We start from the raw sequence: 17010 nt of genomic DNA, 5'->3' as shown, positions 1-17010 counted from the left end.
AACAGGCGAAATAAGGCCGATGGGCGGCGCTTGTTTCAATCCGCTTTGGGTTTGATACCAAACATTTCACGAACCATGCCGGTGTCCTGCCCGAACCGGGGCGGCGGGCGGCGGTAAGTCACGGGCGTGCGGGAGAATTTCAACGGATTGCCCAGCAGGGAAACTGTGCCTTTTGCAGTATCAGCCGTTTCGACGGAGACAACCGCGTTGCGGGCCTCTGCCTGATCTGATGTGAGGGCCTCTTCAACGGTATGAATAGGCCCCGCAGGCACCTTAACGCGATGACAGCGCGCCAGTATCTCGTCGCGTGGCAGGGGGGCTAGCGCCTCGGACAGGATTTCCGTCAGCCGAACGCGATTCTCGATCCGCGCGAGGTTTGTTGTGTAATCGGGATCTGCCGGTAGCTCCCCTAGCCCGAAAGCATCGCAAAACCGCGCAAATTGCGCGTCATTGCCGACGGCCAGCAGGAAGTGCCCCTCTGCGCAGGGGAAGGCATCGTATGGCACGATGTTGGGATGGGCGTTGCCACGCCGTTCCGGCAATTTCCCGGAAGTCAGGAAATTGGTGCCCTCATTGATCAGCCAGGCCATCTGCGCATCGACCAAAGCCAGATCGATATGCTGCCCTTCGCCGGTCGCGTCGCGGTGCCGTAGGGCGGCCAGAATGCCGATGGCCGCATACATGCCGCACATGACATCGGCAATGCCAACGCCTACCTTCATCGGTGGGCCGTCCGGCGCACCCGTCAGGGACATGATCCCGCCATATCCTTGCGCCATCAGATCATAGCCGGGCTGGTCGCGGTTCGGGCCGGTCTGGCCAAATCCGGAGATCGAGCAATAGACCAGTTCCGGATGCGCCTTGAGCAGCGTGGCGTGATCCAGTCCGTATTTGTCCAGCCCGCCGGGTTTGTAGTTTTCGATTACTACATCGGCACGGGCGGCCAGATGCTTCACGGTTTCTTGCCCTTGCTCGGTTGAAAGATCGACCGAAATGGACAGTTTGTTCCGGTTGGCGGCCATGAAATAGGCCGAGAGGTCCGTGCGATTGCCATCCCGGTCCAGGGCATAATTGGGCCCCCAGCCGCGGGTGTCATCGCCGCCGGTCTTGGGGTTTTCGACCTTGATGACCGTGGCCCCGAGATCGCCCAGCAATTGTGTGGCGGTGGGTCCGGCCAGAATGCGGCTGAGATCGAGCACAACCAGTCCGCCCAGTGCGGTGGGGGTGTCAGAGGCGGCCATCGTAGGCCCCCCGGTCAATGACGGCGGCAATCACCGTAAAGGTGTCGGCGTTCATGGCGGTGTTCAAGGCACCTGTGAGCTCTTCGCGGGTGGTCACGGTGTGCCCGGCGCCACCGAAGGCCACGCCCATGGCGGCAAAGTCATGTTTGGCGAAATCCACGCCGCGGTTTTTCATCTGCCGGGAGCGCTGTTTCAGCTCGATCAATGACAAAGAGGCATCGACAAAGACCAGAATGATCGGTTTCAGGCCCAGTTCCGCCGCCGTCGAAAGCTCGCCTGCGACCATCAGGAAGCCCGCATCCCCGCAAAACCCGATGACGGGGCGGTCTGGATCAGCCAATTTGGTCCCCATGGCCAATGGAATGGCACATCCCATGGTGCAAAGGGCGGTGGATTGCGTCAGCCCGCGCGGCTCGTAGCATTGCCACATCTGGCTGAGCAGAATCCGGTGTGCGCCGCTGTCAACGGTCGCCAACGTGTCGCGCGGCAGCACCTGTCGGCATGTATCCATGATGGCCGCAGGACCCCATGTCTCGTCGCTTGGAAAGGCGCTTGCCAGAGCCGCCTTGGTTGCTGCCACCTCGCCATTGGGCCATGTGGCTTGCGGCGTGATCCCGTCGGATATGGCTGCGAGGCTGGCCGTGCAATCGGCGATGAAATTGAGGCTGGACTGGTGCATGTAGTGATGATTTGGCTCGGCCGTAATGTCGATTACCCGTTGTTGCTCTGGGTGCCAGATATTGCGCCAGCCCACCCGCATTTCGATCGGGTCATAGCCGACACAAACGATCAGGTCCGCCTCGTCGATCAAGGGTAGCAAATGCCGGTCCGCCAGCGGTGACAGACCGGCACCCCCGAGGGAGAGGGCATGATCTTCGGGCAGCAGGCCCTTGGCCTTGTAGGTGGTCACAACGGGAACGTTGAAAGTCTCTGCAAATGTGGTCAGGGCGTCACTCGCGCTCTGGTTCATTGCATCCAAACCGGCAATGATTACAGGGCGTTGCGAATTTGCAAACCAGTCGCGGGCAGTTTGCAAATCGACCCCACCCGGCGCGGTGGGTGAGGCCTTTGCGCGTTTGGGCGGGGCTGCGGCTGGCACCGGGCTGTCGGCCACGGTGATTGGCACGTCAATATGAACCGGGCCGGGACGGCCCTCGGTGGCGATGGCGATGGCCTTGTCGGCAATGATGTGCGCGGCACCGGGCACAAGCGAAAAGCTGGCCTTCGTGATAGGTCGGAATACTGCCTGTTGGTCCAACACTTGATGGGTGTAGCTTTGCGCCTCATCGGCATCAACGGCCCCCGCCAACACGATCATCGGCACCCGGTCCTGATGCGCATTGGCCACGGCATTGACCCCGTTCAGCGCGCCGGGACCGACGGTCGCCACCAGAATGCCGGGCGCCCCCGTTCGGTGATAAGCACCCTCGGCCATGAAAGCGGCTGCATTTTCGTGCTTGGCGAGGATAAACCGAATGCCCGCATCTTCAAGCGCGTCGACCAGCGTCAGAACCTCGCCGCCCGGCATGCCAAACGCATAGCGGCAGCCTTCTGCATAGAGCCGCCGTGCCAAGGCATCTGCCGCCCGAATGGTTGTCGCTGTGGGCATGCGCGCCCCTCCTGCCAGAAATTACTCCGCATGGTCATAACCGATGCAGAGCGCAGTGCAATTCACCATTGCGTTCGAAACGTTTCAGCATGAAAAAAAACCGCCTCCGAAAAGGGGCGGCTTTTGATTTGCATTGTCTGAGTAGTCAGCGGCGGCGGTCGCGCCGGGAGGACATCGGCTGGAACGCCACGCCAACATGGGCCTCGCAATAGGGTTTGCCTTGCTGCACCGGCAGGCCGCAGAACCAGAAATCCTCCGTCGCGGGGTCGCCGACGGGCCATTTGCAGGTACGCTCGGTCAATTCCATCAGGGACAGCTTCTTGGCCTTTTTCTCAATCTCGGAGACTTTCGCAAGCGCTTCGGGGCTGATCTCATTGGCCGAGGGTTGAGGGGGCAGGGGTTGACCTGCGGGAATGATCTGCTTGCGCGCAGGCAGCGGCTTGGGGGCCGCATCAGCGGGTGCTTTGGAGGCAGGTTCCGCCGGTTTTGGCGCGGGCTTGGGTTTGGGCTCGGCCTTTGGCGCGGCCTTGGCTTTGGGTTCGGCCTTGGCGGTGGCCGAAGCCGTGGCGCGATTGGACAGGCCCAACCGGTGCACTTTGCCGATCACCGCATTGCGTGTCACACCGCCGAGTTCTTTGGCAATCTGGCTGGCGGATTGTCCTTCACCCCACATCTTTTTGAGCAGTTCCACGCGATCGTCAGTCCACGACATCAGCCATTCCCTAATTTAAAAGCGGCCCCGCTGTCTGAGGACCGCCCTGTCAATTTCGTCAGCGCCCTATTTTAATCACTAAGGGCGGAGTTACAAGCGGTGAACGCCCTATCATGACGTTGTGTTTTTCGCACGCTGTCGTAGCCGCGCCTCGCGCCAGGCCAGCAATACGCCGCCTGACAGGATGATGCCAGCGCCTGTGAGCGTCACGACATCCGGAATCTGATCGAAAAACGCGATGTCATAGAGCGTGGCAAAGATCAGCGTGCCGTAGCTGAAAGGGGCGACAAAGCTGGCATCCGCCCGTGCCATGGCATTGACGAAACAGGCCTGCGCCATCGCCATACAGAGGCCCAGTGCCACGAGCATGGCCCATTGTGCGGGCGTTGGCATTTGCCATACGCCAAGCACGGCGACGGAGGCAATCATCACGCCCAGAAAGTTGTTGATCAGCAAGACCTGAATGGGCAGCTCCCGACCCGAGAGTTTCTTGATGAAGATGATCTCGAACCCCATGATCAGGGCCGCAGCAAGGGCCAGAAGGCTGGCAATCTGAAAACTTTCCGGCGTCGGGCGCAAGAGGATCAAGGCACCGGCGAAGGCAATGGTTGCGGCAGACCAGCGAATGCGTCCGACCTTTTCGCCCAGCAGGGGGATCGCGAGGATCATCCCAAACACCGGGTTGAGAAAGACGATCGCCGTGGCATCGGCAAGCGGAATGAAGGTCACCGCGGCGAACATTAGCGTGACCCCACCCCAGCCAAAGAAGGTGCGCGCAAAATGCAGCCCCCAACTGGGTCGTGTCAGTGTCGGGCGCATCACCGCGACAGCCGCCGAAATACCCAGCAAGGCAAAGACAAACCGGCCGTGACTGACCTGCAAAGGGTGCAGCGCAGGGCCCAATGTCTGCCCGCCCAATGCCTTGGCAAAAAGCGTAGTGGCCGCAATGAAGGCGGTGGCGGTCACCATCAGCAGAACCGCCAGCCCGGGATTATGCGCTTTGGGTTGGAACATGCTGTTGGCTATGACCGGATTGAAGGGGGCCCGCAAGTGGTCAAAAACCACTTTGCAAATCGCGCCCACTGGTCTATTGCGCTCTCATGATCACGCATATGCATATCTCTTTCCGACGACGCACAAGCGCTTAATCCCGCTTCCCGTGATCCTGCGCCAATTGTGCGCATTAAACCCCTTCCAAAACATATTGACCTGTCTGCCAGCCTCATGCACTTTCCGTGCTCTTGCCGCAGACCCCCGATAAGGACGATCCGATGATCCCGACCCTTCTGCCCACCTATGCCCGCGCACCGCTCAGCTTTGTCAAAGGCGAAGGCACTTGGCTGATCGAGGCGGATGGGCGACGTTTCCTGGATCTTGCAGCAGGCATTGCCGTGACCGCGCTGGGGCACGCGCATCCGGCGCTGGTCAAGGCGCTGACCGATCAGGCGGGCGCACTGTGGCATACCTCCAATCTTTACCAAATCCCGCAACAGCAGGCCTTGGCCGACAAGCTGACCGAGCACACATTTGCCGATACGGTGTTTTTCACCAATTCCGGCACGGAAGCCTGCGAGTTGGCCGTAAAAATGGCGCGTAAATACTGGACAGAAAAAGGTCAGCCCGAAAAATCCGAAATCATCGCGTTCAACGGGTCTTTTCACGGGCGGTCCTCGGCGGGCATTGCGGCTGCGGGCTCCGAGAAGATGACCAAGGGGTTCGGGCCGCTTCTGCCCGGGTTCACGCACCTTGCATTTGGCGATCACGAGGCGCTGACGGCGGCGATATCGGATTCCACGGGGGCCATCATTATTGAGCCCGTGCAGGGGGAGGGCGGTATTCGCCCGGTGCCGGATCAATGCCTCAAAGGTCTGCGCGATCTATGTGATGAAAACGGTATCCTGCTGATTTTTGATGAAGTGCAATGCGGTGTGGGACGGACGGGCAAGCTTTTTGCCCATGAATGGTCCGGGATCACGCCCGACATCATGATGGTGGCCAAGGGCATCGGCGGTGGGTTTCCCATCGGCGCGGTGCTGGCCACCGAAGAGGCTGCCAGCGGAATGACGCTGGGCACGCATGGCTCGACCTATGGCGGCAACCCGCTGGGTTGTGCCGTGGGCTGCGCGGTCATGGATCACGTGACCGATCCGGATTTTCTGGCCGAGGTGAATCGCAAGGCGGGCCTGCTGCGTCAAAAGCTCGAAGGGCTGATTGCCGCGCATCCTGATGTCTTCGAAGAAGTGCGTGGGTCGGGCCTGATGCTGGGCATCAAATGCAAGGCAACAAATACAGATGTGGTGCAGGCCGGCTACAAGGAAAGGGTCCTGACCGTCCCGGCTGCGGATAATGTCATCCGGTTGCTGCCGCCGCTCACCATCGAGGAGGCGGAAATTGCCGAAGCCGTTGAGCGACTGGATGCTGCTGCAACGGCGCTGACAGCCGCCTGATCCTTTGTTTTGAGCGTTTAGGCCTCTTTCAATCCAAAAAAGAAATATGACATGAATCACTTCCTCGACATTCACCTCACGGATCCCTCCGATCTGCGGCAGATTATCGATAACGCAGCTGCGATGAAAACGGCGCGCGCGGGCCGCCCGCGCGGCGCCTTGGATGACGACCAGCCGCTCAAGGATCGCATGGTCGCGCTGATCTTCGAAAAACCATCCACCCGGACGCGCGTTTCCTTTGATGTGGGTGTACGGCAGATGGGCGGGCAAACCATGGTGTTGTCCGGGTCAGACATGCAGTTGGGGCATGGTGAAACCATCGCCGATACCGCCCGCGTGCTTAGCCGCTATGTCGATCTCATCATGATCCGCACCTTCGACGAGGCGGTACTGACCGAAATGGCGGAATTTGCCTCCGTACCCGTGGTCAACGGGCTGACCGACCGGACCCATCCCTGCCAGATCATGGCTGACGTGCAAACCTTTGAGGAACACAGGGGCCCGATCAAGGGCAAGAAGGTCGTCTGGTCGGGCGATGGTAATAACGTCTGTGCGTCCTTCCTGCATGCGGCGGGCCAGTTCGGGTTCGATCTGACCTTTACCGGGCCGCCGACCTTGGACCCCGAGCGGGAATTCGTTGATCTTGCGCGCTCCAAAGGGGTCAAAGTCGAGATTGAGCGTGACCCGGCCAAGGCGGTCGCAGGCGCTGATCTGGTGGTGACCGATACATGGGTTTCCATGCATGATGCACAATCGGCCAAGGAGCGGCGGCATAACCAGCTGCGCCCCTACCGTGTCGATAGTGCATTGATGTCAAGGGCAAAATCGGACGCGCTTTTTATGCATTGCCTGCCTGCGCATCGCGATGATGAGGTCACGTCTGAGGTCATGGACGGTCCGAATTCGGTGATTTTTGACGAGGCCGAAAACAGGCTTCATGCACAAAAGGCAATCCTGCGCTGGTGTTTGCAGGTCTGAGCCCTGTTCAGAACGCCTGCAAGATCGCTTTGAGGGCCGGTTCGCGGACCTGCTGCGCCGCTTCATCCCGAGAGAACCACCGGCGTTTGCGCTGGTGATCTTCGGGGTAAGCATCGGCGAGGCTCTCGACCTGTGCGATATAGACCTGCGTCTTGATGGAAGCCACCTTTCCGCCCGCCAGTTTTTTGTGGGTGTCATAGTGCCCGACTGGCGCTGATCGCACGTAGGCCGTTCTGACGCCCGCTTCTTCCCAGGCTTCCTGAAGGGCTGCGTCCGGATCTTCAAGGCCATCGATGGGCCAGCCCTTGGGGAGGATCCAACGGCCGGAACCACGGCTTGTCACCAGCAAGATTCGTTTGCCCGTATCCGTGTTGCGATAACAAAGTGCGGCGACCTGTCGTTGCTGAAAAGGCGGAGGGGTAAGCTCGGGACGTTTCTTTTGCAAAAATTCCGTGATGAGCATGACCTTGCCTTCCTCAATCCGTTTTTACATCTCAGGGTGGCTGCTCCTGCACGTCTCTCCGGGTTGCCGGGGCGCGCGGGCGACCTGTCACCTTCTGCCCCGCCAACCTCTCAGCAAAATTACAATTTTCGGTAAACACGATTGTGGTTCAGGCGGTTATCCGCCGACCTTCAGGCCCCAGGGCGGGCGCGGGTCATTTACGACGTTTCGCGCGCAGGGTGGGGTCGGCGACGGTGGGGTCTTCCGGCCAGGGATGTTTGGGGTAGCGACCGCGCATGTCCTTGCGCACATCTGCATAAGAAGAGGCCCAGAACCCCGGGATATCTTCAGTCACCTGCACCGGGCGCTGGGCGGGAGAGAGCAGGGTCACCTGAACCGGTGTTCCGGCAACAGTCGGATGGCGGGTCACACCGAACATCTCCTGCAGGCGCAGGGCGATGCGGGGCTGCGCGCCCGCATAGTCAATCGGCACCTTGCGACCCAACGGCGTGGTGAAATGAGGCGGCACGGCTTTGTCCAGCATCTGTTGCTGGTCCCATGTCAGACGGGCTTGCAAAGCGGGCAGAAGGTCAAAGCGTTTCCAGTCCTGCGTTGTCTTGATGCCGTGCAGATGTGGCGGCAGCCAGTCTTCCAGCGTGGCCAGCAGGGCGGCGTCTGAAAACTCCGGGAAATCGGGCGTATTCTGTCGCATCAGTTGCGCGCGGGCCAGAAACCGTTGTGCTTTCGGGTCGGGTTGCAGCCCCAATTGCCGGACGCCGGTCAGCATGGCGTTGGCAATTTCGTCGGCGGGCGCATCGCGCCAGATCCTGTCGTCCAAAACGAGCGCGCCGAAACGTTCCTGCTGACGGGTTAGTACCCGGCCATCGCGGCGCGACCATTCACAGACGTCATGCCATCCGATCTGATCCGCAAATGCTTCACGCAGCTCAGAGACATGCAGGGCGACGGCCTGACGGATGCGCGCCTCGCGCGGGTCGCCGTCAAGGTCGGTTGCGACGAGAAATTGCGTGGCGGCCAGGGGGTCAGCCTCTGGCATCACGGCCCCTTTGCCGCCCGACAGAATAAACCGTGGCGCCTCGCCCGGACGCCGCTGCCCAATGCGATCAGGATAAGCGAGAGCGGCCAAAACCGCGGTGGCGTTCGGACCAGTGCCTTTATGAGAGGCGGCCAATCTCTTGGCTTCTTCATGGACACGTGCGAGGGTCGGTTTGTGAAGTTCCCAGGGGTGATTGTCCTGAAATCGGCGTGGGTCTTTGGCAGCCTCCAGACGCAACGCCAGATCTGTGGGTGCATTTCGTAAAATATCGCGTTCGGATAATAATGCGGCCAGTAATGGCGCATTAGCACCACCTCTTGCAACCATATGTGCAAGTCTTGGATGCAGCGGAAGTCGTGAAATCTGCTTTCCGTGGCAGGTAATGCGACCTTTTTCATCCAGTGCGCCCAGCATGCGCAACACGGTTTGCGCCTCCCCAAAGCGCCCTGCGTGGGGCGGGGTGACAAACTGCATCTGATCGGCAGTGCTGCCCCACATCGCCAATTCCAGCGCCAGCCCGGTCAGATCTCCGACCTCGATTTCTGCAGGGGGATGGCTGGCAAGCGCGCCCTCTTCTCCCTTGGTCCAGAGCTTGTAACAATGACCGGGTGCAACCCGCCCCGCACGTCCCGCCCGCTGGGTGGCTTCGGCACGTGTGACGCGGGTGGTGATCAGGCGCGACATGCCGGAGGCCGGATCAAATTCAGCCCGGCGCGCGCGGCCTGCGTCGACCACGATACGGATGCCTTCGATGGTCAGTGATGTCTCCGCAATCGCTGTGGCCAGAACCACCTTGCGCCCCGATGCGGCAGGCGCAATCGCCGCGCGCTGATCCTTGAACGCCATCGCCCCAAAAAGCGGATGCAGACTTGTGCCAGATGGCAGACGTGGTCGCAGAGCGGCTTCGGTCCGGCGGATTTCACCTTCACCGGGCAGAAAGACCAGCGCACTGCCCTCATGTTCCTCTAGCGCCTTGAGGGTCAGATCAGCCACCGCTTGCTCCAGCTTTTGGGTTTTGGCGACGGGGCGCGACAGCCAGTGGGGCGTCACCTCAAAGGCGCGGCCCAGTGACGTGACAATGGGCGCTTGCATCAGCTCGGCGATGGGGTCGGCATCCAAGGTGGCCGACATGGCTATGAGCAAAAGATCCTCGCGCAGAGCGCCCGCGATATCGAGACAGAGGGCCAGCCCGAGATCGGCATTCAGGGAACGTTCGTGAAATTCGTCAAAGATCACCACACCGACACCCGGCAGATCGGGCTGCGATTGGATCATCCGGGTCAGAATGCCTTCGGTGACCACCTCGATGCGCGTGGATTTGGAAACCTTGGTGGTGCCGCGAATGCGGTAGCCCACCGTTTGCCCGAGTTTTTCCCCCAGGGTTGCCGCCATGCGTTCGGCTGCGGCACGGGCTGCGAGGCGGCGCGGTTCCAGCATGAGAATACGGCCCCGGGTCAGGCCGGCACTGAGCACCGCAAGTGGCACGCGTGTGGTTTTGCCCGCGCCGGGGGGGGCCTGCAGGACCAGTCTGCGCGACGCGCGCAGGGCCGCGATGACCTCAGGCAACACAGGATCGATGGGAAGGGAGACATCCATGGCCCGTGCTTAGCGAATTGCATGGCCCGCGCCAAGCACTGGACAAATGCGGGCATGTGCCTGAAAACCGGCTGAAAGAAGGGGAGCAGAACGTATGGACATCGCCGATCTGGCTGCACGGGTGGGACAGGGCGAACGCCGTGCGCTGGCGCGGGCGATCACGCTGGTGGAAAGTGCGCGGGCAGATCATCGGGCGCAGGCTGCGGAGATGCTGGAGGCGCTGCCGAAAGACCGTCAGGCGTTACGCATCGGCCTTTCCGGCACGCCCGGCGTGGGTAAATCCACCTTTATCGAGAGCTTCGGAATGATGCTGGTGGAAAAGGGCCTGAAGGTAGCAGTGCTGGCGGTCGATCCCTCTTCTACCCGTTCCGGCGGCTCCATTCTGGGGGACAAGACACGGATGGATCGCCTGTCTCGTGCGCTCGGGGCCTTCATCCGCCCATCGCCAAGCCAGACCCATCTGGGCGGTGTGGCGCGCCGGTCTCGCGAAGCGGTCGCCTTATGCGAAGGCGCAGGTTTCGACGTCATCCTGATCGAGACAGTCGGCGTCGGTCAGTCCGAAACCGTTGTGGCGCAGATGGCGGATATCTTCCTGTTGCTGCTGGCCCCGGCGGGCGGGGATGAGCTGCAAGGGGTCAAACGCGGGATCATGGAGATTGCTGACATTATCCTGATCAACAAGGCGGATGGCGACCTCAAACCCGCCGCGACCCGCACCTGCGCAGATTACGCCGGTGCGCTCAGGCTGTTGCGCAAACGTCCGCAGGATCCGAAAGGCTATCCCAAGGCGATGATGGTGTCTGCCTTGCAGGAGAATGGGTTGGCGGATGTCTGGGCTGATCTCAATACCTTGATCGATTGGCGGAAGGACAACGGTTTCTGGGAAGCAACGCGTGCCGATCAGGCCCGGTATTGGTTTGAACAGGAAGTGAAAAATGCGTTGCTGTCACAACTAGAAACCCCTCAGGCGCGCGCCTTGCTGTCAACGCTGAGCCGTCAGGTTGCCGCTGGTGATATGGCCCCGGCAGCGGCGGCAGCGCAGTTTCTGCAGGGGCTGTCCCAAGGGGATGCGGCAAATCGGTGAAATCGCATGCCCTTTGGGTTGACCAGCCCCGCGATTCCCACTAAAGCGCGGAGACGAAATTCAGGGGCGTGGCCTGAGGCTGCCCCCTTTTGTCGTTTACCGGACCGCCGGTGCGACCTGAGACAAAAAGGATGACCCCATGTCGCGCGTTTGCGAATTGACCGGAAAAGGCCCGATGACTGGCAACAACGTCAGCCATGCCAACAATAAAACCCGCCGGCGCTTCCTGCCGAACCTTAATGATGTGTCCCTGCAATCCGAAGCACTGGGCCGCGCTTTCAAATTCCGCATTTCCGCCGCTGCCTTGCGCACGGTCGATCACCGCGGCGGTTTGGACAAGTTCCTTGCAAAAGCCAAGGACAGTGAACTGTCGGCGAATGCTCTGAAGGTCAAGAAAGCGATCGCGAAAGCCTCCGACACGGCCGACGCGCTCAGCTAAACTTTTCTGAAAATGCAAGAATACTGCCCTGCCTGCCTTCAGGTGGGGTTTTTCTTTTTTGAGGTGCCTATCCGGCAAGAATTTCATCAACCCAAATGGGTAGCGTCTGTGTTGCAGGGCCGATCCGAAGATCGTCGAACTGGCTACCGACCTGCGACGGTTCGAGATTGAATTCGACCGTTTGCGCCCCGTGGCGTCTGGCCTCGGCCACAAATCCCGCTGCTGGATAGACGTTTCCGGATGTGCCGATGCTTGCGAAGAGATCCGCCCCGGCAAGATGGTCAAAGATTTCGTCCATGTCGTAGGGCATTTCACCAAACCAGACGATGTCTGGCCGGGCCGTCGGTTTTTCGCAGCTTGGGCAAGGATCGCCCGGCGCCATCACCATGGGCGCAGGCCAGCGATGGTCACAGGCGGCACAAAGTGCGCCCGATAATGCCCCATGCATGTGCATGACACGCGCCATGCCCGCCCGTTCATGCAGGTCATCGACGTTCTGGGTGATCAGCACGACGTCGCCTGCGAATTCGGCCTCCAGTTTCGCCAGGGCCAGGTGACCAGCATTGGGTGCGGCCTCCGCCGCCTGCGCGCGACGAGCATTGTAAAAGTCAACCACCAGCTTGGGATTGCGGGCAAAGCCTTCAGGCGTTGCGACGTCCTCGATCCTGTGCTGCGCCCAAAGCCCGCCTTCGGCCCGGAACGTCCCCAGACCGCTTTCCGCGGATATCCCGGCACCGGTGAGGATCACGATCTTTTTCATGGGCAGGCCCTTTGTAGTCTCGTTCGCTTTCATGCCGCGCCGGGCGGATGATGTCAAAGTGGATGGGTGTCAGGAGCGCAAGATGCGCAGCTGATCCCTCAGAAAGGGCAGTTCGGTCAAAGCCGGGTCAATCATCTGCGTACCAATCAGCTGACGCATGGTCGCCGCGATATTTCTGGGCACATCATCGGCCCAATCGTCGCTCGCAAAGAGCGATATGCGTCGCGAAAAGGGGGCATATGGCAGCGGGTGCGCTGTGATGTTTTCGTGAAAACGGTGGGCGCGCATATAGCCAAGCGGGGTCGTGATCGTCCAACCAATCTTGCGGGCGACCATGGCCATGAGCGCCAGATGACTGCCGATTTCAAACCGTTTGGGGTGATCTTCGATATGGGGGCCCAGATGATCCTCAATCTGTTGTCGGATCAGCTGATCTGCGTCGTAACGCAGAAACGGCAGGCCCCGAGGGTCGGGAAGGGTGTCGGCGTCAACCTGCGCGCCACGGGGCACAACCAACATGAACGGATCCTGCGCCAGCGGGTATTCCACAACATTGTCCAGCGCGCGCCCGGTGTGGGCAGAAATCGCAAGGTGCAGCCGCTTTTCGGCGATCGCATCGGTCAGATCGTTGCTGGAGGCGGTGATCATTCGGAATTGGCAGCCCGTCAGGCTATCCGCGAGAATGGTGGTGAGCCGAGGGGTCAGGTTGTCGTCGAAATCATCAATGATACCAATACTCAAGGACCTGACATGCGCCAGATCCATGACCGTCAGCTCACTTTGCGCCAGACGCAGTTCCGCCAGCGCTGCCTCGGCACGCGCCAGAAAAAGCGTGCCGGCAGGGGTCAATTGCATGGGTCGACGTCCGTGATCCACCAGATCGGTTTCGAGCGCCGTTTCGAGGTTTCGCAACTGCTGGCTGACCGCGGGTTGACTGAGACCGGTCTGCTCAGCCGCCTGCGCCACCGACCCCGACGCCGCCAGGGCCTCAAAGACTTCAAGGCCGCGTAACGTGATCCCTTTCATCATCGTAACATGCTCCCCGCAGTTTTGGTTTTTTCAAGGTAATCCAGGAATGCTTGGATGAATATAGCGGTTTCGAGACATATAGATGAAGAAATTGCAAATCTGTGGTGGGCGGCAGGAAGCTCTTGCGGGCGCTTCTGTTTTTCAACACGATGGCCAAAAATACACCGGAGTCAGGGATGAAAGTTGCGACCGCCGCCTACCAGATGGATTTCCTGACCTCTTGGGCACAATACGAAGACAAGCTTGATACCTGGGTCGGGCAGGCGGCCCGTGCGGGCGCGGATCTCGCGGTTTTTCCCGAATACGGGGCGATGGAACTGGCCACGCTTGCAGGGCGTGACGTCGCCGCCGATCTGGAACAATCGCTTTTCGCCGTGTCGAACCGGCTGGCCGATGCGGATGCCCTGCACCAGAAACTGGCGGCATCGCATGGGCTGCATATTCTGGCAGCTTCCGGTCCGGCAGCCACGCAAACCAGACCGGTGAACCGCGCAAGGCTCTTTACCCCGGGTGGTCAGAAAGGCGTTCAGGACAAGCAGATCATGACGCGTTTTGAGCGGGACGTGTGGCGCATCCAGGGCGGTGGCCCCTTGCAGATTTTCGATACGGATCTGGGCAAAATCGGCGTCCTCATCTGTTATGACGCCGAATTTCCACTGTTGGGTCGCGCACTCGCTGACTGCGATCTCTTACTGGTGCCATCCTGCACAGAGCAGCTCTCAGGCTATTGGCGGGTCCGAATTGGGGCCATGGCCCGCGCGCTAGAGACGCAATGCGTGGCCATCATGTCATCGCTTGTGGGAGAGGCGTCCTGGTCCGAAGCGGTCAACATTACAACCGGCACCGGTGGTGTGTTCGGCCCACCGGATGTTGGGTTTCCACCGGATGGAATCATTGCCTTGGGCGAGATTGGATCACCGGGATGGACCTTTGCAGAAATTGACCTAGCCTCCATCGCCAATGTGCGCACGGATGGCAGGGTCCTGGGCCGCCGACACTGGACTGAGCAAAAAGGCCGTGAAAACGCGGCCCCAATTGTGAACATGCGTTGAATCCCCCTTGAAAAACCCCCGGAATGCGCGCATTTAAGCGGCGTCCGCAAAATGGCGGGCGTGCAATCAAGGAGAAACCATGGCCAAGGAAGATACGCTCGAATTCCCCGGTGTCGTGAAGGAACTCCTGCCGAATGCGACATTCCGGGTCGAGCTTGAAAACGGCCATGAGATTATCGCCCATACGGCAGGCAAGATGCGCAAGAACCGCATCCGTGTTCTGGCTGGCGACAAGGTGCAGGTCGAGATGACCCCCTATGATCTGACCAAGGGTCGGATCAACTACCGCTTCAAATAAGCCCTTGTTTATTCTGGGGTCCGGATCGCCGCGCCGCAAGGAATTGCTGGCGCAAATCGGCGTTGTGCCGGACGCTGTTCGCGCGCCGGACATTGATGAAGACCCGTTGAAAGGCGAGTTGCCACGTCCTTATTGTGTGCGTATTGCGCGCGAAAAGGTTGAGGCGGTGACGGCTGATGCGCACGACATTGTGCTATGCGCGGATACGACAGTTGCGCTGGGTCGGCGCATTCTGGGCAAACCGCGAGACCGGGATGAAGCGGCGGGTTTTCTGAAGCTGCTGTCGGGGCGGCGGCACCGTGTCATCACAGCGGTAGCCGTTCGTTTGGGTGCGAGTGTCTGGCAGAAAGATGTGGTGAGCACCGTGCGGATGAAATCCCTCTCGTTGCCAGAGTTGAACGGGTATCTCGACACCGAGGATTGGCGCGGCAAAGCGGGTGGCTATGGCATTCAGGGGCCCGCAGGCGCATTAATCCCCTGGATCAGCGGATCATTCACCGGCATTGTCGGCTTGCCACTGGCTGAAACCGCAAACCTTTTGCGCGCGGCAGGGCTGTCTGGGGTTGAGGCTGGCGGATGAAAGGGCGTAGCATCATTCTGGATCACTATGAGGGCCGCGAAGCCGCTGCCCTGATGGTCGATGGACGTCTGGAAGATTTTCTGATTGGCGCAGACGCGCCCGCCCCGGGAACGATCTACCGTGCGATTGCCGACCGTCCGGTCAAAGGGCAGGGCGGGATGTTCCTTAAAACACCCGACGGACCTGCGTTCCTGCGACAGGTCAAGGGGCTCTCCCCCGGGCAATCGCTGCTGGTGCAGGTGACAGGATATGCCGAGCCCGGCAAAGCTTTGCCTGTCACGCAGAAGCTCTTGTTCAAAAGCCGCTATGCGATCGTGACGCCCGGCGCGCCCGGCATCAATATCAGCCGTTCCATCAAGGATGAGGATGAACGCGACCGGCTTCTCGAAATCGCGCATGACACCTTTCCGGGCAGCCAAACAGGGCTGATCCTGAGGTCTTGCTGTATGGGTGCTGACACCGACGCGATTGCTGACGATATTTCACAGATGGCTGATCTGGCCCAGCGTGTCCTTTCAGATCAGAGCCAAGATATGGATGTTCTGGCCGAAGGCGATGGGCCCCATCTTCTGGCTTGGCGCGATTGGGTCGAACCGGCTGAGGTAGTGACCGAACCCGGGAGTTTTGATGTCCATGGCATTCTTGAGGAACTGGATTTGGTGCGTCGTGCGCGGGTCTCGCTGGAAGCCGGCGCGCATCTGTTCGTGGAGCCGACACGCGCCTTGGTAGCGGTCGATGTAAACACAGGGGCCGATGCGTCGCTGGCGGCAGGCATCAAGGCGAATATGGCCTGCGCCAAGGCCTTGCCCCGCGCGCTGCGTCTCAAGGGTTTGGGCGGGCAAATCGTGCTCGACCTTGCCCCCATGCCGAAAAAGGACCGGCGCGCGTTTGAGACCGCGCTGCGTCAGAACTTCAAACAGGATGATGTTGAAACCGCTTTGGTCGGCTGGACGCCGCTGGGTCACTACGAACTCCAACGCAAGCGCGCACGGTTGCCCCTGCAGGAGCTGTTGGGATGAGTTGTCCTATCTGCGGCAAGAAAACACAGATCGAGTTCCGGCCATTTTGCTGCAAGCGCTGCGCTGACCGGGACCTCGCCCGCTGGTTCAATGGCAGCTATGCTGTCCCGTCAGTTGACGCCGACGACGCCGATGACATCGAAAACGCAATGGAAGAAGCCGCGCGAAATCCGGCAAAACCGCACTAGAATGAACCGGGAATCGTCGACGTATTGAGCCGGGTCGAAGGACCGTTCCTTGGTAAGTTTTGAATGGGCAGATCGGGCGATTGACGCAGGATCGTTCCCGGATTTCAATCTGGCCGCGTGTCGGATAAATTTCGTCACTAGAGCCACTAAGGTTTCACCAATGTGGAAATCCTCAGGCATTTGCAATTCTTGCAAAAAAGGCACTGGACAGCCCTTCGGCAAACTCATAGAAACCGCCCACCCAGTCATTCAATTGACAACCCATGCCCGGGTAGCTCAGGGGTAGAGCAGTGGATTGAAAATCCTCGTGTCGGTGGTTCGATTCCGCCCCCGGGCACCACTTTACATAAAAAAGATATTTAATTTCAGCGTATTACTGGAAGTCCATGCGATCCTGTCCACCTCTCAGTCCACCCGTTCTCGGTCGATGTGCTCATCTGATTGGCAGATAGCTTGTTGCTAGGGTTTTCAGCCAAGGG

General features: G+C 60.1%; 17 protein-coding genes and 1 tRNA gene. 10 read left to right on the top strand and 8 right to left on the bottom strand.

Annotated features, from left to right (window positions below; translation table 11 throughout):
• Positions 1-35: 35 nt before the first annotated feature.
• From ACOTTU_RS10245 to ACOTTU_RS10230, 4 genes are all read right to left on the bottom strand, one after another.
• Complete coding sequence (locus tag ACOTTU_RS10245; protein ID WP_425657816.1) at positions 36-1241, bottom strand: CaiB/BaiF CoA transferase family protein; 1206 nt, start codon at positions 1239-1241, stop codon at positions 36-38.
• Positions 1228-2850, bottom strand: coding sequence for a thiamine pyrophosphate-binding protein (locus tag ACOTTU_RS10240; protein WP_425657814.1), 1623 nt, complete (start codon positions 2848-2850; stop codon positions 1228-1230). Before ACOTTU_RS10240 ends, ACOTTU_RS10245 begins: the two co-directional genes overlap by 14 nt.
• Before the next feature lie 145 nt (positions 2851-2995).
• A complete protein-coding gene (locus ACOTTU_RS10235) occupies positions 2996-3562 on the bottom strand; it encodes a GcrA family cell cycle regulator (protein WP_298920760.1) in 567 nt (188 codons plus the stop codon).
• A gap of 111 nt (positions 3563-3673) precedes the next feature.
• A complete protein-coding gene (locus tag ACOTTU_RS10230; RefSeq protein ID WP_425657812.1) occupies positions 3674-4576 on the bottom strand; it encodes a DMT family transporter in 903 nt (300 codons plus the stop codon).
• A gap of 257 nt (positions 4577-4833) precedes the next feature.
• Here ACOTTU_RS10230 and ACOTTU_RS10225 point away from each other — a divergent pair, with 257 nt between their 5' ends.
• Both ACOTTU_RS10225 and argF read left to right on the top strand, forming a co-directional pair.
• Complete coding sequence (locus ACOTTU_RS10225) at positions 4834-6009, top strand: aspartate aminotransferase family protein (RefSeq protein ID WP_425657810.1); 1176 nt, start codon at positions 4834-4836, stop codon at positions 6007-6009.
• Between the two features lie 51 nt (positions 6010-6060).
• On the top strand, positions 6061-6987 hold the full coding sequence (gene argF / locus ACOTTU_RS10220) for an ornithine carbamoyltransferase (RefSeq protein ID WP_425657808.1): 927 nt from the start codon (positions 6061-6063) through the stop codon (positions 6985-6987).
• Positions 6988-6994: 7 nt separating this feature from the next.
• Here the strand turns inward: argF and ACOTTU_RS10215 are convergent, their stop codons facing one another.
• Together ACOTTU_RS10215 and hrpB are read right to left on the bottom strand one after the other, a co-directional pair.
• Positions 6995-7450, bottom strand: coding sequence for an NUDIX hydrolase (locus ACOTTU_RS10215; protein ID WP_425657806.1), 456 nt, complete (start codon positions 7448-7450; stop codon positions 6995-6997).
• A 193-nt stretch (positions 7451-7643) separates the two neighbouring features.
• Complete coding sequence (gene hrpB, locus ACOTTU_RS10210) at positions 7644-10082, bottom strand: ATP-dependent helicase HrpB (protein ID WP_425657805.1); 2439 nt, start codon at positions 10080-10082, stop codon at positions 7644-7646.
• 94 nt (positions 10083-10176) lie between these two features.
• Between hrpB and meaB the strand changes: the two genes are divergently transcribed.
• Both meaB and rpmB read left to right on the top strand, forming a co-directional pair.
• Positions 10177-11166 carry a methylmalonyl Co-A mutase-associated GTPase MeaB gene (meaB, locus tag ACOTTU_RS10205; RefSeq protein ID WP_425657804.1) on the top strand — a complete coding sequence of 330 codons (990 nt, stop codon included), beginning with the start codon at positions 10177-10179 and terminating at the stop codon, positions 11164-11166.
• A gap of 139 nt (positions 11167-11305) precedes the next feature.
• Complete coding sequence (rpmB, locus tag ACOTTU_RS10200) at positions 11306-11605, top strand: 50S ribosomal protein L28 (protein WP_298920773.1); 300 nt, start codon at positions 11306-11308, stop codon at positions 11603-11605.
• 67 nt (positions 11606-11672) lie between these two features.
• On the opposite strand, the gene ACOTTU_RS10195 is transcribed toward rpmB, so the two are convergent.
• On the bottom strand, positions 11673-12365 hold the full coding sequence (locus tag ACOTTU_RS10195; protein WP_425657802.1) for an NAD-dependent deacylase: 693 nt from the start codon (positions 12363-12365) through the stop codon (positions 11673-11675).
• Positions 12366-12434: 69 nt separating this feature from the next.
• The gene (locus ACOTTU_RS10190) at positions 12435-13391 is read right to left on the bottom strand and encodes a LysR family transcriptional regulator (protein ID WP_425658343.1); all 957 of its coding nucleotides are present in this window, start codon (positions 13389-13391) and stop codon (positions 12435-12437) included.
• A gap of 179 nt (positions 13392-13570) precedes the next feature.
• Here ACOTTU_RS10190 and ACOTTU_RS10185 point away from each other — a divergent pair, with 179 nt between their 5' ends.
• From ACOTTU_RS10185 to ACOTTU_RS10160, 6 genes are all read left to right on the top strand, one after another.
• Positions 13571-14446, top strand: coding sequence for a carbon-nitrogen hydrolase family protein (locus ACOTTU_RS10185; RefSeq protein WP_425657800.1), 876 nt, complete (start codon positions 13571-13573; stop codon positions 14444-14446).
• A gap of 79 nt (positions 14447-14525) precedes the next feature.
• Positions 14526-14744: a translation initiation factor IF-1 gene (infA, locus tag ACOTTU_RS10180; RefSeq protein ID WP_005978431.1), complete on the top strand. Its 219-nt coding sequence runs from the start codon at positions 14526-14528 to the stop codon at positions 14742-14744.
• Between the two features lie 4 nt (positions 14745-14748).
• The gene (locus ACOTTU_RS10175; RefSeq protein ID WP_425657797.1) at positions 14749-15324 is read left to right on the top strand and encodes a Maf family protein; all 576 of its coding nucleotides are present in this window, start codon (positions 14749-14751) and stop codon (positions 15322-15324) included.
• Positions 15321-16343 carry a ribonuclease E/G gene (locus tag ACOTTU_RS10170; RefSeq protein ID WP_425657796.1) on the top strand — a complete coding sequence of 341 codons (1023 nt, stop codon included), beginning with the start codon at positions 15321-15323 and terminating at the stop codon, positions 16341-16343. Before ACOTTU_RS10175 ends, ACOTTU_RS10170 begins: the two co-directional genes overlap by 4 nt.
• On the top strand, positions 16340-16531 hold the full coding sequence (locus tag ACOTTU_RS10165) for a DNA gyrase inhibitor YacG (RefSeq protein WP_425657794.1): 192 nt from the start codon (positions 16340-16342) through the stop codon (positions 16529-16531). The genes ACOTTU_RS10170 and ACOTTU_RS10165 overlap by 4 nt, the downstream gene beginning before the upstream one ends.
• Positions 16532-16796: 265 nt before the next feature.
• A tRNA-Phe gene (locus ACOTTU_RS10160) sits at positions 16797-16871 on the top strand.
• Positions 16872-17010: the final 139 nt, after the last annotated feature.

The sequence above is a fragment of the Roseobacter sp. EG26 genome (genome assembly GCF_049830555.1).
Taxonomy (GTDB): Bacteria; Pseudomonadota; Alphaproteobacteria; order Rhodobacterales; family Rhodobacteraceae; genus Roseobacter.
Note: the sequence above shows the minus strand (reverse complement) of the source record. Positions and strands in the feature narration are given on the sequence as shown.

What these genes read in the sequence shown, in the direction of transcription:
- ACOTTU_RS10245 (WP_425657816.1), bottom strand. Translation starts at nt 1,241, where the DNA reads ATGGCCGCCTCTGACACCCCCACCGCACTGGGCGGACTGGTTGTGCTC.
- ACOTTU_RS10240 (WP_425657814.1), bottom strand. Translation starts at nt 2,850, where the DNA reads ATGCCCACAGCGACAACCATTCGGGCGGCAGATGCCTTGGCACGGCGG.
- ACOTTU_RS10235 (WP_298920760.1), bottom strand. Translation starts at nt 3,562, where the DNA reads ATGTCGTGGACTGACGATCGCGTGGAACTGCTCAAAAAGATGTGGGGT.
- ACOTTU_RS10230 (WP_425657812.1), bottom strand. Translation starts at nt 4,576, where the DNA reads ATGTTCCAACCCAAAGCGCATAATCCCGGGCTGGCGGTTCTGCTGATG.
- ACOTTU_RS10225 (WP_425657810.1), top strand. Translation starts at nt 4,834, where the DNA reads ATGATCCCGACCCTTCTGCCCACCTATGCCCGCGCACCGCTCAGCTTT.
- argF (WP_425657808.1), top strand. Translation starts at nt 6,061, where the DNA reads ATGAATCACTTCCTCGACATTCACCTCACGGATCCCTCCGATCTGCGG.
- ACOTTU_RS10215 (WP_425657806.1), bottom strand. Translation starts at nt 7,450, where the DNA reads ATGCTCATCACGGAATTTTTGCAAAAGAAACGTCCCGAGCTTACCCCT.
- hrpB (WP_425657805.1), bottom strand. Translation starts at nt 10,082, where the DNA reads ATGGATGTCTCCCTTCCCATCGATCCTGTGTTGCCTGAGGTCATCGCG.
- meaB (WP_425657804.1), top strand. Translation starts at nt 10,177, where the DNA reads ATGGACATCGCCGATCTGGCTGCACGGGTGGGACAGGGCGAACGCCGT.
- rpmB (WP_298920773.1), top strand. Translation starts at nt 11,306, where the DNA reads ATGTCGCGCGTTTGCGAATTGACCGGAAAAGGCCCGATGACTGGCAAC.
- ACOTTU_RS10195 (WP_425657802.1), bottom strand. Translation starts at nt 12,365, where the DNA reads ATGAAAAAGATCGTGATCCTCACCGGTGCCGGGATATCCGCGGAAAGC.
- ACOTTU_RS10190 (WP_425658343.1), bottom strand. Translation starts at nt 13,391, where the DNA reads ATGAAAGGGATCACGTTACGCGGCCTTGAAGTCTTTGAGGCCCTGGCG.
- ACOTTU_RS10185 (WP_425657800.1), top strand. Translation starts at nt 13,571, where the DNA reads ATGAAAGTTGCGACCGCCGCCTACCAGATGGATTTCCTGACCTCTTGG.
- infA (WP_005978431.1), top strand. Translation starts at nt 14,526, where the DNA reads ATGGCCAAGGAAGATACGCTCGAATTCCCCGGTGTCGTGAAGGAACTC.
- ACOTTU_RS10170 (WP_425657796.1), top strand. Translation starts at nt 15,321, where the DNA reads ATGAAAGGGCGTAGCATCATTCTGGATCACTATGAGGGCCGCGAAGCC.
- ACOTTU_RS10165 (WP_425657794.1), top strand. Translation starts at nt 16,340, where the DNA reads ATGAGTTGTCCTATCTGCGGCAAGAAAACACAGATCGAGTTCCGGCCA.